This is a genomic window from Microbacterium sp. NPDC090003, assembly GCF_044748385.1.
Classification (GTDB): Bacteria; Actinomycetota; Actinomycetes; order Actinomycetales; family Microbacteriaceae; genus Microbacterium.
Genome location: NZ_JBIVFW010000001.1, coordinates 181,243 through 194,359, shown reverse-complemented (window position 1 = coordinate 194,359; position 13,117 = coordinate 181,243). Strand labels below are relative to the sequence as shown.

At 66.7% G+C, this 13,117-nt stretch carries 14 protein-coding genes and 1 tRNA gene; 9 read left to right on the top strand and 6 right to left on the bottom strand.

The features are described 5' to 3' along the window. Position 1: 1 nt before the first annotated feature. The gene (locus ACIPVN_RS00940) at positions 2-871 is read left to right on the top strand and encodes a 3-methyladenine DNA glycosylase (RefSeq protein WP_400438284.1); all 870 of its coding nucleotides are present in this window, start codon (positions 2-4) and stop codon (positions 869-871) included. 7 nt (positions 872-878) lie between these two features. Here the strand turns inward: ACIPVN_RS00940 and ACIPVN_RS00935 are convergent, their stop codons facing one another. Genes ACIPVN_RS00935 through ACIPVN_RS00915 form a run of 5 tightly spaced genes read right to left on the bottom strand, consistent with a single transcriptional unit; the run spans position 879 to position 5,135 of the window. Then, entirely contained in the window at positions 879-2,084 is a 1,206-nt protein-coding gene (locus ACIPVN_RS00935) for a glycoside hydrolase family 3 N-terminal domain-containing protein (RefSeq protein WP_400438282.1), read from the bottom strand. A gap of 4 nt (positions 2,085-2,088) precedes the next feature. After that, a complete protein-coding gene (locus ACIPVN_RS00930) occupies positions 2,089-2,742 on the bottom strand; it encodes an SDR family oxidoreductase (protein ID WP_400438280.1) in 654 nt (217 codons plus the stop codon). An 11-nt stretch (positions 2,743-2,753) separates the two neighbouring features. Then, positions 2,754-3,281 carry a hypothetical protein gene (locus ACIPVN_RS00925; protein ID WP_400438278.1) on the bottom strand — a complete coding sequence of 176 codons (528 nt, stop codon included), beginning with the start codon at positions 3,279-3,281 and terminating at the stop codon, positions 2,754-2,756. After that, positions 3,278-4,069, bottom strand: coding sequence for a hypothetical protein (locus ACIPVN_RS00920; RefSeq protein WP_400438276.1), 792 nt, complete (start codon positions 4,067-4,069; stop codon positions 3,278-3,280). Before ACIPVN_RS00920 ends, ACIPVN_RS00925 begins: the two co-directional genes overlap by 4 nt. Positions 4,070-4,073: 4 nt before the next feature. Then, on the bottom strand, positions 4,074-5,135 hold the full coding sequence (locus tag ACIPVN_RS00915) for an NAD(P)-binding domain-containing protein (RefSeq protein ID WP_400438274.1): 1,062 nt from the start codon (positions 5,133-5,135) through the stop codon (positions 4,074-4,076). A 154-nt stretch (positions 5,136-5,289) separates the two neighbouring features. Between ACIPVN_RS00915 and ACIPVN_RS00910 the strand changes: the two genes are divergently transcribed. From ACIPVN_RS00910 to ACIPVN_RS00875, 8 genes are all read left to right on the top strand, one after another. Then, positions 5,290-5,362, top strand: a tRNA-Ala gene (locus ACIPVN_RS00910). 1,436 nt (positions 5,363-6,798) lie between these two features. Then, positions 6,799-7,761 carry a hypothetical protein gene (locus ACIPVN_RS00905; RefSeq protein ID WP_400438272.1) on the top strand — a complete coding sequence of 321 codons (963 nt, stop codon included), beginning with the start codon at positions 6,799-6,801 and terminating at the stop codon, positions 7,759-7,761. Between the two features lie 406 nt (positions 7,762-8,167). Continuing rightward, positions 8,168-8,494: a hypothetical protein gene (locus ACIPVN_RS00900; RefSeq protein ID WP_400438270.1), complete on the top strand. Its 327-nt coding sequence runs from the start codon at positions 8,168-8,170 to the stop codon at positions 8,492-8,494. Between the two features lie 363 nt (positions 8,495-8,857). Next, positions 8,858-9,667, top strand: coding sequence for a hypothetical protein (locus ACIPVN_RS00895; protein ID WP_400438267.1), 810 nt, complete (start codon positions 8,858-8,860; stop codon positions 9,665-9,667). Positions 9,668-9,866: 199 nt separating this feature from the next. Then, entirely contained in the window at positions 9,867-11,216 is a 1,350-nt protein-coding gene (locus tag ACIPVN_RS00890; protein ID WP_400438265.1) for an MFS transporter, read from the top strand. A 124-nt stretch (positions 11,217-11,340) separates the two neighbouring features. Further along, a complete protein-coding gene (locus ACIPVN_RS00885) occupies positions 11,341-11,499 on the top strand; it encodes a hypothetical protein (RefSeq protein WP_400438263.1) in 159 nt (52 codons plus the stop codon). Positions 11,500-11,583: 84 nt separating this feature from the next. After that, positions 11,584-11,844 (top strand): hypothetical protein, encoded by a 261-nt coding sequence (locus tag ACIPVN_RS00880; RefSeq protein ID WP_400438261.1) that lies wholly within the window; start codon positions 11,584-11,586, stop codon positions 11,842-11,844. Continuing rightward, positions 11,841-12,290 carry a BLUF domain-containing protein gene (locus tag ACIPVN_RS00875; protein WP_400438259.1) on the top strand — a complete coding sequence of 150 codons (450 nt, stop codon included), beginning with the start codon at positions 11,841-11,843 and terminating at the stop codon, positions 12,288-12,290. The genes ACIPVN_RS00880 and ACIPVN_RS00875 overlap by 4 nt, the downstream gene beginning before the upstream one ends. On the opposite strand, the gene ACIPVN_RS00870 is transcribed toward ACIPVN_RS00875, so the two are convergent. Next, positions 12,277-13,098, bottom strand: coding sequence for a hypothetical protein (locus tag ACIPVN_RS00870; protein ID WP_400438257.1), 822 nt, complete (start codon positions 13,096-13,098; stop codon positions 12,277-12,279). The two genes, ACIPVN_RS00875 and ACIPVN_RS00870, sit on opposite strands and share 14 nt — an antisense overlap. Positions 13,099-13,117 lie beyond the last annotated feature (19 nt).

Here is a 13,117-nt window from a genome sequence, read left to right as displayed (position 1 = left end):
CATGCGCCTCCCCCTCGAAGCGGTCGACTGGCGCGCGCGGGAGCAGGCCCACCAGGAGCGCGCCGACGCCCTGACCGCCGAGCACCGATCCCGCGCCGCCGCCGGGGAGAAGCACCCCGTGTGGGATTTCCTCTTCACCTACTACTCGTACAAGCCCGCGCAGTTGCGCCGCTGGCATCCGGGCGCGGGCGTCGAGCTCACCGACGCACCGGAGCGCGCGGCCTGGCGTTGGTACGCCGCGGGAACGACTCCCGGCGGCGTCGTGCCCGATGCTCCGGCATTCGACCACGAGAAGCCCGAACTCGCGGGACTCGTCGAACGGATGCTGCGCCGCACCGCCTCGCGGCCCGGACAGTTCGGCTGCTTCGGTCTGCACGAGTGGGCCATGGTCTACCAGGCGGACGAGCACCGCCATCCCGTGCCGCTGCGCCTCGGGCGAGAGGGCACCGACGCCGTGGTCGAGGCGCACGATCTGCGCTGCACGCACTTCGATGCGTTCCGCTTCTTCACCCCCGAGGCCGTGCCCCGCAACCGCTCCCCGCTCTCGCGCGAGGAGCAGCCCCTGTTCGAGCAGCCGGGCTGCCTGCACGCGGGCATGGACCTCTATAAGTGGGCGACGAAGCTGGGGCCACTCGTGCCCGGCGAGCTGCTGCTCGACGCGTTCGAGCTCGCGCGTGACATCCGCCTGCTCGACATGCAGGCCGCCCCCTACGACCTCTCGGCCTGGAGCGTCGAGCCCGTGCCGATCGAGACGAGCGAAGGCAAGGCGGAGTACGTTCGCCGCCAGCGCGTCTTCGCCGACCGCGGTGCGGTGTTGCGTGCCGCGCTGCTCGACGCCTGGCGGGGAGAATCTGCGACCGTCGCCGCCTGACGCCCGATCAGCGGGCGGGGGTGCAGCTCTCGCACACCGACCAGTCGGCGGTGTCGGCGGCCAGCTCGAGACGCAGTTCCCTGACGCGGGTCGCCGCGTCTGCGAGTCGCTCGGCCGGCAGGTCGCCGGACTCCACCGCGGCGACCAGTCCCGCGACCATCTGACCTGCGGTCTCGGGACTCGAACCCGCGATCATGAGCACGAGGTCGTTGCCCGCCGCGATTGCGGCGACGCCGTTCGCCACCGGATCCGCAAAGGCGGGGTCGCCCGACGAGAGCAGCATGCCCAGATCGTCGGTCACCATGACGCCCTCGAAACCGAGCTCCTCGCGGGCGATCCGATGCCACTCCGCCGACATCGACGCGGGAGCGGGATCGACGGCGGTGTACGCGAGGTGTCCGAACATCAACAGTGAGGCACCGGCATCGATCCCGGCGTCGAACGGGGGCGCGTCGGCCGTGCGCCACTCCTCCTTCGACATCGGCGTCGTCGGAATCGCGTGATGCGAATCCCCCGCCGCCGCCCCGTGTCCCGGGAAGTGCTTGAGGGTCGAAGCGAGGAGTTCCTCCTGCGCCGTCGTCGCCGCCGCGACGCGCTCCGAGGCCGACGACGGGTCGGTGCCGAGAGCCCGCCCGTAGATGAAGGACGCGGAGTCGGAGGTGACGTCGGCGACCGTGCCGAAGTTGACATTGACCCCGGCGCGGGCGACCAGTGACGCGCGTGCCGTGAAGGCATCCGTCGTCTCGGCCACCGGCGCGGACTTCAGGCTCGTCGATGCCGCGAACGTGTCGGACGGCAGACGCGAGACGATCCCGCCCTCCTGGTCGATCGCGATCAGCGGAGGGAGCGACTCATCGACCGTCAACGCCGAGGTGAGCGCCTGCAGCTCCGATTCGGTGGCGGGGATGTTCGACCCCATCAGGATGAAGCCGCCGAGTCCCTGCTGCATGTAGGCGCGGAGCGCCGCGGCATCCGTCACCGGGACATGTCCCATCACGACGCTCGCCGCCTGCTCCGCGACGCTCATGCCGCGCACCTCCGCCTCCGCGCGCGCACCGGGACCCGAGACGCTCGGGATCGCGGCGTCCGTCTGCACCCGAAGGGCGGTCGTCCTCGGTTTCTCCGACGGCGTCTGCGCCGCCGCGGGTGCCGCGACCGCCGCCACCGCGAGGGCGGCGACGGTCGCGAGCATCCGACGGCGCAGCGTTCTCATCCGATCAGCTCAGCGCCTCGGCGATGGGCACCGCGGAGTCGGCCGGCCCGTTGCCGAACCGGATCGTGCGCCCGAACGTCGACGGCTCGACGAGGGTGGCCGCGATGACCGCGGCGACATCCGCACGCGACACCTCTCCCTTGCCCTCGGGGTCGACGACGATGCGGCCGGTCGGGTCGTCGAACGTGAGGGTGCCGGGGCCGAGGATCGTGCCGTCGAGATCGGTGGAGCGCAGGTGCTCGTCGGCCGCCCACTTCGCATCGGCGTAGGCGAAGAAGCCGTCGCTCTCGGGCACGCCGTGGTCGGCGGTCGAACCGATCCACGAGACCATCACGTAGCGGCGGACTCCCGCGGCCTCGGCCGCGTCCATCGAGCGGATCGCGGCATCGCGATCGACCGCGTAGGTGCGCTGCGCGTCTCCCCCACCGGCGCCGGCCGACCAGACGACCGCGTCGTGATCGCGGACCAGATCGGCGATACCCGCGACGTCGAGCGACTCGATGTCGGCGACGAGCGGACGCGCACCCGTGGCCTCGACATCGGCGATGTGCTGGGGGTTGCGGATGACGGCGGTCACCTCGTCGCCGCGGGCGACCAGAAGCGGGGCGAGCAGCAGGGCGATACGGCCGTGCCCTCCGAAGACGATGATGCGGGACATTGCGATTCTCCTCACTCCGGCAGCTGAGAGCTGTCGATCACGAAAGCTTGCGGATGGCTCGGAAGGTAGCGTACGACCACACCCTGACCGCCCGGTATGTACGCGTCACGGTCGGGGAAGACGGCCGGGCTGAAGAAGTTGCTCTCGAGCGTGTACTCCACCCCGTCGCCCGTGGTGAAGGTGACCCAGTCGCCGTCGAGCGTCGCCGTGGTCGGGCGACCGTTGTCGTAGATGTAGGCACGGGTGACCGGGACACCGGTCAGACTCAGGATGCCGATGACGAGGTTCGCGAGCATCACGAAGGCGAGGACGCGGAAGAGCACGCGCATGATCGTTCCGCCGATGTCGCGACGCGGCGCGCGGCCCTCGGGGAGGAGACCTTCGCGCTCGCGCACTCGACGCAGCGCCGCCCCCGGACTGCCGCGCTTCGCCGAGACCGCGAACAGGCCGAGGATCGAGAAGCCGGCGATGAAGACCATCGCGTAGGCGTGGGAGGCGGGGAAGTTCAGGAGCCAGAACAGCGTGTCGAGGGGGTTCATCGTCCGACCTCCTTCTCGATCGTCACGGCCACGGTCTGCGGATCCTCCCGGCGGTAGAACGCCCAGATCGGGGCGCCGACCTGCAGATGCGGGATCGCCTGCGGGTAGACGAACACCGTGGTGTCGGCCTCCCAGGTCTCCCCGCCCTCGGGCGCGAGCAACACCCGCAGCGCGAGCTCGGACTGACCTTCGCGACGCCGACCCGTGGGCCGGATCTCGAGGACGGATGCCGGAACCTGCGTACCGGTCGTGCGCGCCCGCACCTGACTCGGGTCGATCAGTCCGCGGTCGATGCGCCACTGCAGCAGCGCCTCGCTCACCGCAGGATCGGACGGATCCACGAGTTCGAGGGCATCGGGGTCTCCGGGCCGGTACCGCACGGCGAGCGGTTGGCCGACCTGCAGCGCCGCCACGTCGGCGAGCGGCACGAGGGTGCGCACCTGCGCCACGAAGTCGTCGCCGTCGGTCGGGGTGACGCGGAGGAAGATGTCGTACTGGGGCACGTCGTTGACGGTGGTTCCGGTGGTCTCGACCTCGACGATGCGTCCGATGCCGATCCGGGCGTCACCCGTGCGTGCGAGCCGCCGACGAGGCGGGCCGAGCATCACTCCCCCGAAGGTCAGGAGAAGCCCCCAGGCCACGCCGATCATGATCGGGGCACTGAGGCCATCGCCACCGAACGGCAGCACCGACTGTCGCTGATCGATCCCGAAGAGCCCCTCTCCCGTCCAGACGATGAGCCAGGCGGTGAGCAGCAACCAGACGATCAGGAGAGCGACGCGCAGCATCCCTTCAGCGTATCGAGGGAATGTTCGCCAGCGCCCGCCGCACTCCGGTCGCGGCAGAGCGCCCTGCACGGTTCGCCCCGATCGTGCTCGCCGAAGGCCCGTAGCCGACGAGCTGGATACGGGGGTCGGCGACGGCCGTGGTGCCGCGTCCACCGCGATCGAGCTGGATGCCCCCGGCGGCGCTGCGCAGGTGCAGCGGAGCGAGGTGACCGATCGCGGGCCGGAAGCCCGTCGCCCACAGGATCACGTCGACGCGCTCGAAAGATCCGTCGGCCCAGCGCACGCCGTCCGGCTCGATGCGCGCGAACATCGGCCGTCGCGCCGCGTACACCCCCCGGCGCTCGGCCTCACGCTCCTGCTCGCGGAGCATGAGCCCGGTGACGCTCACGACGCTCTGCGGCGGCAGCCCCTGCGCGACGCGCTGCTCGACGAGAGCGACCGCCGCGGCGCCTGCCTCGGGCGTGAAGTCGTCGGTGCGCCACACCGGCTCGCGCCGCGTCACCCAGAGGGTATCGGTGATCGGGGCGAGCGCACCGAGGAACTGCACGGCGGATGCCCCGCCGCCGACCACGAGAACGCGCTTGCCCCGGAAGTGCTCGGGACCGGGGTAATCGATCGTGTGCAGCTGCTCGCCGAGGAACGTCTCCATTCCCGGGTAATGGGGCAGGAACGGATGCGTCCACGTGCCCGTCGCGTTCACGAGGGTGCGCGAGCGCCACTCCCGCTCCCCTGCACGCGTCACCAGGATGCCGTCCTCGTCGACCACGCGGTCGACCGTGACGGGACGGATCACCGGAAGCACGTGGGTGCGCTCGTAGGAGGCGAAATAGGCGGGCACGACGACGTTCGCGCGCTGGCCGTCGCGCGGCGGCGGCGTATCTCCCGGGAGTTCTGCGACGCCGTGCACATCTCGCATCGTCAGGGCATCCCACCGGTGCTGCCAGGCGCCGCCAGGCGCTGCATCGGAGTCGAGCACCACGTGCGAGACACCGAGCCGTGTCAGATGATACGAGGCCGACAGCCCGGCCTGGCCCGCACCGATCACGATGCTGTCGAGGATGCTCACGCTGACATGAACAGGCTCGCACCCGCCGTTGTTCCCTCAGGGCTCGCCCACGATTCGGCATCACGACGCGCCCGGGCGGCTCGCGCCGATTGGTGTTGACCTCGCGACCTGTAGTACGCTTTTCGAGTTGCCCCGGTTGATCCGGAGCGATTCTGGGCCTGTGGCGCAGCTGGTAGCGCACCTGCATGGCATGCAGGGGGTCAGGGGTTCGAGTCCCCTCAGGTCCACCGAAGATGAAAAGCCCCGCGAGAGATCGCGGGGCTTTTTCGTATGCAGTCACCCAAGGTCTCCAGAGCTTACGTGGTAGAACTCTCGATGTGGTGGTGAAAACGGCCAATCACCAGTCACCGACACCAATCGCGGTGGTCACCGCATCGTTCGCCGCGATAACGACCAGAATGCGGCAGACTTCGATGTCCGCCGGGCCCAGAAGCGCAGGATCTTGAAGCGCAACCCGCACGAGCCGCTTAGGTCTCCCCATTCGCGAGTAAGCCACTCTTCCGGCCGGTTCTGTCGGCAGGATTTCCACCGATCGTCACGTCCAACCGCGTGAACATGAACGGGTGGCTAGAGTGGAGCCTCGCAGAATGCCGTTCGCAGAGACACGCGCCGCACTACCCACTACCCCACCGGAGACGCCATGAATGACGATGGCTCGCACGACCGCCTTTCGCCCGACGAACATCGTGAACTGAACGCAGCACCTGCGCGACGTGTCGACGATGCAAAGTTGCGTTGGCCACAGTTCGTCGACGAGGCACCGGCCGAGGCAGCGCTTGCTTTCGGGACCATCGGCGCAACGGGCTCCGAGGAGCACGCCGGAAGCTCAGTAGCGCTTACTGATGAGGTCAGAGGGGCCCCCGCAGAACTCACGATGAAATGGTGCTTTCCTCCCACCAATCATTCGACGTCGACGGTAGTGCCGACACATGAACAGTTACAGTCACGCGCCCAACACTGCGCGCGTTGACCCGTGAGCACTGTTCGTCACAGTCTCGACGGGTCCGCTGCTGAGTATGGATGGCAGGCTGCGGGGGTAGTTGGGGATTTGTCACCGAGTTTCATCACCAGCGCGGAAGCTCGTGAGGCCCTGAGCGCGATACAAATCAAGAGCGCCGTTGCCTCAGACCCGACGGCGCACCGACGCCCGCTGCCTATCGAACTCAGTAGCGAGCGGCTCGCACCCCTTGGTGAGCAACTCGCACGTTGGACCGCAAAATATGACGCGCAGGCGACCGCAGCATTGAAATCTGTAAGCCCTCGGAGCGCCCTGAATCTAGCCTTCTTCGCGGCGGCACTCTCTCGCTTACGGGGCACACCGGCGCCTCACGACGTGACGATGAGGCGATGGATATGGATTGTCGGTGCGGCTGGCGGAGGAGGAGGCCGCCCTGGCAGCGGGTTGCACCAGTTCATCCAGGCTGCACTGGACTGGCGTAACCTATCGCTTGTACAAAGCTTCCTCTCGCCCAGCGACGTGTGGGGCGTGGAAGACCTCACGGCAATGGACCAAGGACTCTTGCTCGGCGCTCGTACACATATTGGTTGGGGAGCTGCGCAGGTCGCCACGCACATCGCTGAACTGTCGGAGGGAACAGTTCCGCCTCGGAGCCTGCGAGAGCTCCTCGGCTACGTCGACCGTGTGTCATCAGACCCCGGTTGGATGAACGGCAATCTTGAGTACATGCCGGAGGCGGCGCGATCTCTCGCAGAACAGATGTCGGTCGACGCCGGCTCGCTCGCGTCTGCTCAGTTCAGCGCGCTTAACGCAGCGCGCACTGCATCGCTGAAGCCTTTCGTGCGTTTCGACGGGGTTGTTGTACCGGCGAACCTCGAAGGAGCAACATCAGACATCCACGTGGCCATTCTTGATGTTGCGCGCTCGAGACGCTCGTCAAACGAGTCAGCAAGGTTGATGGAACAAGTGTGCGCTCGCGTGCTGTCGCAGTGCCCGGGACTGAACACCAAAGTGGGTGAGGTCTACCTTCATTCGAACACCACCGACGAGACTGCCGAGGTGGATGTCTTCGCCGCAGGCCGGCAGCAGCGCCACTTTCTAGACGCGGAAGTCAAGGCTCACTACGAAGATCGCAACATTCCGACCACCCCGAAGCTCTACAAGGCTGGATTTCGAGGCTCCCTTTCTCAACTCGCCGAACGTCGACGACTCTTCCTTGGCGGGGCGCATGTCACCGGTCGCGGCGAGCGAGTAGCACTTTCGCCAGACGCTTCTTTCGTTGGGCTCGGGGTGACGCTACACGACTACGCGGGGCTAATCTGGCGACCAGAGGTGCTCGGCGAGCAGCGTGGTGCCAACCTAATGACAATCGCCGACTTAGCCGTGGTGACTTCGACTATGCGCGACGACGCAGAACTCTTCGAATACCTGGAGTACAGGGAACTCCTTTTCGCCCGCGGAAGTGGATTTGCTCACGACGAGATCGACATCCTGTCGCACTTCCTTGAAGTAGATTCAAGTGCTCTTTGTCGCCAAATGCGGGAGATGCCCGAACGCACCGCATACATGGTGCCCGCACGGGATTTACCATCCTCCCTCGCGACGAATATGCAGCCCCCGCCGCGGGAGGAGTTTCGACTGAGCCTCCTCATGCTCCCCCGCGTTTGACCCGAACCGGCTCATGACATTAACGCCGCTACCACTCGGAGGGCTGGCGACCACCCACAATCCTCTGCATCAACTGCCCCACTTGGGCCGCGGGGCTTGTGCGCGTTCGAAACAAAGTTCTTACCCACCAAGACACGTCGAGTCCGCGACAATGATGTCCAGTCTCGGAGAACATCTCTGTTTGCCTGAGCAGCTATTGCCAGGTTCGCCACGTCAGCGTCAGCATCCACCAGCGATCGAAAAGCTGCTGTCAGCCGCCTGGAACGCGCCGAGCCGTGCTCTCAGGACCACGAATGCGCTTGCGCTCTTCCAGAAATCTCGTCGGATGATTGATCCATGGCCTTGCTGAGGCGTATAGAAATGTGGAGGCGAGAATTGCTCGTCCAGGCACGAGCAAGGAACTGATATGACTGAACCCAGCGAGTTTGAAGCTGCCGAGATTAACCGGCTCACCGAAGTGATCAAACGAATGAACCTTGAGGAGCTCGTCGCGAGGGCCAGCACATTGACAAAGGAGCTTCTTGCCGTGCAAAGGGCTCTCGAGCGGAACGGAGCCGAAGTAGCGGGTCTGAAGACGCACGTAGAAGCCGCCGCCAGCGCCGCCGGGCGCTTGCGCAAAAGCGCTGTAAGTGCCTTGCGGTCAGCTGAAGACAGCGATGCGGGGTGCGCACCCCTGCTGTCCCGGCTTCTGGATCTGCCCCCCGGCGCAGCGACCGAGGCGCCTCTCACTTAGCGATTCGGATGCACGTCGACTCGACGAGATGAGAGGTGAGACTTCAACTGACGTTCGACAGCTTCGGCCCAGGCTAGGTAGACCGCGGATTACTCAAGCCCCTGGTCGACTAGGTCAACGCTGACCGCTCCACACCGGGCAACGCTCACCACATAAGCGCCGGAATCGCTACTAAGTTGTATACGTGGTTGACCATTCACGTTGTTGGTTCGCTCATGGCTCGACTTTCAACTCGACAGACTCGAGCGGTTCAGCCCGATTCCGCCGCTCAGTCCGGAACGGATTAGCGCCGGGAAGTGCTTCGAATCGCACCTGCCACATACGTGGCTTAGCGGCCCGCGATGTGTGGCACAGTCATACTCGATGATGAAATTCCCTGACGAGAACGCTCTCGGACGCCTGCTCCACGAAGACACGGTGTACAGTTCGCCGTTGCCCGAGTTCATTCAGACGCTCTCGAAAGCCGACCGCTTCCACTGGCAGAAAGTCGCGACTGCATCCCTCTACGGAATCCCACTCCCGCTTAGCGACCCTCGCGGTCAGCTTCGGGAGTTGGCGTCAGTGGCCACCGAGGACCAGGTCGCGGGGCTCAGGGTTTTCGTTGAGAAGGCCACCCAACTCCATGCGTATAGCGCGCGTTCCAGCGGCGCCCGGATCAGCTTCTCCCAGAAGGCCGGGGAGGATGCAAGGTGGGAGATCGTAGAACTCACGCCGGAGCAACGAACAGCGTACTTGGCTTCCCTTCGTGCAATACTCCAACGTCGCGAGGCTCCATACTCAGCCTTGAACGCCCTAGGAACGCTCCTCGCTCTCGCCGACACTGCCGCGCAGCAGGACGGGGACCTGCGGGCAGTCGAGGAGCTGCGCCGCTGGCGGGCGGCATGCCTTCGGCTGAAGAATACACATCCGGATGTGATGACGCGTGCCCTCCTTGGGATGCAGGCCCCGGAAACCAGGCATCACCCAAAGGGCATCTACTCCGTCTACGAAGACCTCGCGTACTCCGGGGCGTTGCACGACTCGGCGACAGCGCGGATGGCGATGCAGACGAAGGACGAGGTAGGGGCAGCCTTGTACGAGAAGTACGCCATGGACTGGCTCAACGGATATGCCAGCGCAGCCTATGGCGTGGCGTTGCTCGCGCAGACGGCGCTCGGCAAGAGCTCAACCTGATCGCCGCCGCGACGACGTACCGAATCGAGGCACCGCCAGCCGACAGAAGGGATCACGAGCTGGCGTTTGTCGGTGCCATCCGGCGTATGGAATGGGTCAGTCAAAGTCGAGAATGTTGCGTACGCAAATAGGCCTCCGTCTATCCTGTTTCCTGTAGGATTCTTGCGACCATGACCCTCGCAACGACGCAGGAGCCCTCATGAACACCGCCCCCACCACCCCCACGAAGAAGAACTCGATGCTCGGCGTCGGTGCCGCAGCCCTCGTCGGCTCGGCCCTCGAGTGGTACGACTTCTACCTGTACGGCACGGCCGCAGCGCTGGTCTTCAACCGGATCATCTTCGTCAACTCCGACCCCGTCGTGGCCACGCTCGCCGCCTTCGCGACCTTCGCCGTCGGTTACCTGATCCGCCCCCTGGGCGGGCTCATCTTCGGTCGCATGGGCGACACCCTCGGCCGTAAGCGCGTGCTCGTGCTGACCCTTCTGATCATGGGCGTCGCGACGTTCCTGATGGGGCTCACCCCCTCCTACGAGCAGATCGGCATCTGGGCACCGATCATGCTGATCGTCCTCCGCCTCGTGCAGGGCATCGGTGCCGGAGCGGAGTTCGGCGGGGCGGCCATCTTCTCGGTCGAGCACGCCGACCCGCGACGCCGCGGCCTGCACGGCGCCTGGCCGTCGGCCGGCGTCTACCTCGGGCTCCTGATGGCCTCGGGCGTGTTCGCCGTCGTCACCCAGCTGCCCGACGAGCAGTTCCTCGCCTGGGGTTGGCGCATCCCGTTCCTTCTCAGCGCCGTCGTCGTGATCGTGGCGCTGATCATCCGTCTCCGCCTCGCCGAGAGCCCGGCATTCGTCGCCATGCAGTCCGAGGAGCACGCTCCCGTCTCCCCTGTGAAGACGGTCTTCGCGTTGGAGAAGACGGGCATGCTCACCCTCTTCCTCGCTCAGCTGCCCCAGAACGTCGTGTCGTCGATCAATCTCGCCTTCATCACCGCGTATCTGGTCGGCAATCTTCAGCTGTCGGCATCCGTCGGCCCCGTCGCCACCACCATCGGCACGGCCGTGACGATGGTGCTGCTGCCCGTATTCGGAGCGCTCTCCGACCGGATCGGGCGACGCCCGGTGATCCTGTTCGGCATCGTCTTCTCGGGGGTCTTCGCATTCCCGTACTTCTGGCTCATCGGCGGCGGTGAGGCACCGGCACTCGTCGTCGTGGCGATCGTGCTGAGCCTGGGCCTCGGGGTGGGCGCGATGTTCGGTCCCCAAGCGGCCTACTTCGCCGAGCTCTTCACCGGGGGCGCACGATTCACGGGTCTCGCGTTCTCGCGCGAGCTCGCCGGTGCGGTCAGCGCGGGAACGACCCCGCTGATCGCCGTGGCCCTCGTCGCGGCGACCGGCGGCGCGACGTGGGCGGTCTCGCTCTTCATCGTCGCGGCGTGCGTCGTCGGCGCGGTCGCGGTCTTCGTCGGCGGCGAGACCCGCGGGCGACGGATGAGTGCGACGACCGTCGCCGATCTGCAGGCATCCACCGGGTCGTTCGAGCGCTGACGCTGCTCTTCCGTGCTCGCGATGCCGCGCACCGCGAGCACGGACGACGACTCGAAGTCAACGACCTCGACGGCCGCGCCGCCGGGCGGGACGATGTTCTCTCGCACTCGAGACAGGAGATCAGATGAGCACCCCCGATTCCTCGGAGACGAACGACCCGCACACCTACGACGGGCCGGATTCCGACATCGCCGCAGGGAACATCACCGACGCGGACTTCCTCACCGACTCTGCCGGAATCACCGCCTCGGACGAGGAGACGGACGCCGACGACAACGCGTAGGAGAGCATCCGCTTCCCTGCCGCACAGGGCGGGCTGAGCGCAAGGGGGAAGACGATGTCGGCGGCACCCCCTAACGTTCACGCTGTGAACGATCCTGATCAGCACCCCGACGACGTCCTCTGGGCGTGCGTCGAAGACGGATTCCATGTCGGCAGTCGCGGTGGGGACTTCCTCGGTTACGTGGACCGGCGCGCGGGAGGGCTGTACGCCGCCTTCGATGCGCGATCGCGGGAGATCGGCACCTTCGCGTCGCTCCACGAGGCGACCGATGCCGTCACCGCCTCGTCGACGCCCAGCGCACCGCTGTCGACCGCGGGCGACGAACTCGTCGGAGGTGACCGATGAGCGCTGACCTGATCTCCGTCGTATATACGAGCACCGCGTCGCAGCCGTTCCGCGGCTCCGCTCTCGAAGACCTTCTCGCGACGTGCCGGCGGTTGAACGCGCAGAGAAGTGTCACCGGCATGCTCCTGTACCGCGACGGGCGGTTCATCCAGATCCTCGAGGGGGCGCCTGACGTGGTCGATCGACTCGTCGAGACGATCCGTGGCGACCGCCGCCACCACGACCTCCGGGTCCTCTTGCGCGACGGTATCGCGGAGCGCCGCTTCAGCGACTGGACCATGGGGTACCGCCCGCTCCGCGATTTCTCGGACGGCGTCCCCGCGGGCTATCGGGACTCTTTCGACGACCTCGACGAGGGTGCGGACGCCGAGACCGCTCGGCGTGCCCTGGCCGAGCTGACGCTGTGGTTCCGCGTGCGGTCAGTCCCCTCCGTCACCGGGGCATAGCGTCGTAGCCGGATCGGAACGACGGGAACTCGAGCGGCCCGACGAGCCTGCGCAGAAGTGCGCCGTCCAGCACATGGCCGGAATCGCGTTCAGCCCCGGCATCCGGCGGCGGCTCCACACCCAGCAGTTCGGCGATGTAGGTCACGACCTCGCCGAGCCTGACCGGCTCTTCATCGACGGCGTGCACAAGCGCAGGCGGAGATGCCATGCGCAGAAGCGTCTCGATCGTGCGCACCAGGTCGCTCTCGTGGATGCGGTTGGTCCAGCGCCGGTAGTCCACTTCGGCATGCTCGCGCACGCGGCGGATCAGAAAGTCCCTGCCCGGGGCGTAGATACCCGCAGGGCGGAGCACGACGGCGGACAACAGCTCCTGTGCGGCGAGTTCGCCATCGCGGATCGCCTGCGCGCGCTCGGTCTGCGGGTGCGGCGCCGTGCGCTCCGTCAGGACTCGGTCAGGACCCTCCCCCGCGAAGACGCCCGTCGAGGACACGAACACCGTGCGCTCCGGGATCGCCGGCAGGGCACGGGCGAGGTGGCCGAGCGCCACGCGGTACGCGTCGACTCCCTCTCCCGGGGGAAGGGTGATGACCAGCGAATCGACCGACGGGAGCGCGACGGGCAACGGCGACGCGACGTCTGCCTCGAGCCCGATCACGTCGGCGGGCAGGTCGGATGCCGAGCGACGAAGCGCGAACACCTCGCTCCCGGTCGCGATCAACGAGGGGGCCAGACGAGCGCCGAGCTTGCCGAATCCGACGAGCAGGGTGCGTCGAACCGGCCTCGTCTCGTGAGCGGAGAACGTGTCCATCCCCCCAACCTGCCACACC

Coding starts and splice junctions, on each gene's coding strand:
- ACIPVN_RS00925 (WP_400438278.1), bottom strand. CDS start 3,281: ATGAACCCCCTCGACACGCTGTTCTGGCTCCTGAACTTCCCCGCCTCC.
- ACIPVN_RS00920 (WP_400438276.1), bottom strand. CDS start 4,069: ATGCTGCGCGTCGCTCTCCTGATCGTCTGGTTGCTGCTCACCGCCTGG.
- ACIPVN_RS00885 (WP_400438263.1), top strand. CDS start 11,341: ATGAGCACCCCCGATTCCTCGGAGACGAACGACCCGCACACCTACGAC.
- ACIPVN_RS00875 (WP_400438259.1), top strand. CDS start 11,841: ATGAGCGCTGACCTGATCTCCGTCGTATATACGAGCACCGCGTCGCAG.
- ACIPVN_RS00870 (WP_400438257.1), bottom strand. CDS start 13,098: ATGGACACGTTCTCCGCTCACGAGACGAGGCCGGTTCGACGCACCCTG.
- ACIPVN_RS00905 (WP_400438272.1), top strand. CDS start 6,799: ATGAACGGCAATCTTGAGTACATGCCGGAGGCGGCGCGATCTCTCGCA.
- ACIPVN_RS00940 (WP_400438284.1), top strand. CDS start 2: ATGCGCCTCCCCCTCGAAGCGGTCGACTGGCGCGCGCGGGAGCAGGCC.
- ACIPVN_RS00930 (WP_400438280.1), bottom strand. CDS start 2,742: ATGTCCCGCATCATCGTCTTCGGAGGGCACGGCCGTATCGCCCTGCTG.
- ACIPVN_RS00895 (WP_400438267.1), top strand. CDS start 8,858: ATGATGAAATTCCCTGACGAGAACGCTCTCGGACGCCTGCTCCACGAA.
- ACIPVN_RS00935 (WP_400438282.1), bottom strand. CDS start 2,084: ATGAGAACGCTGCGCCGTCGGATGCTCGCGACCGTCGCCGCCCTCGCG.
- ACIPVN_RS00900 (WP_400438270.1), top strand. CDS start 8,168: ATGACTGAACCCAGCGAGTTTGAAGCTGCCGAGATTAACCGGCTCACC.
- ACIPVN_RS00890 (WP_400438265.1), top strand. CDS start 9,867: ATGAACACCGCCCCCACCACCCCCACGAAGAAGAACTCGATGCTCGGC.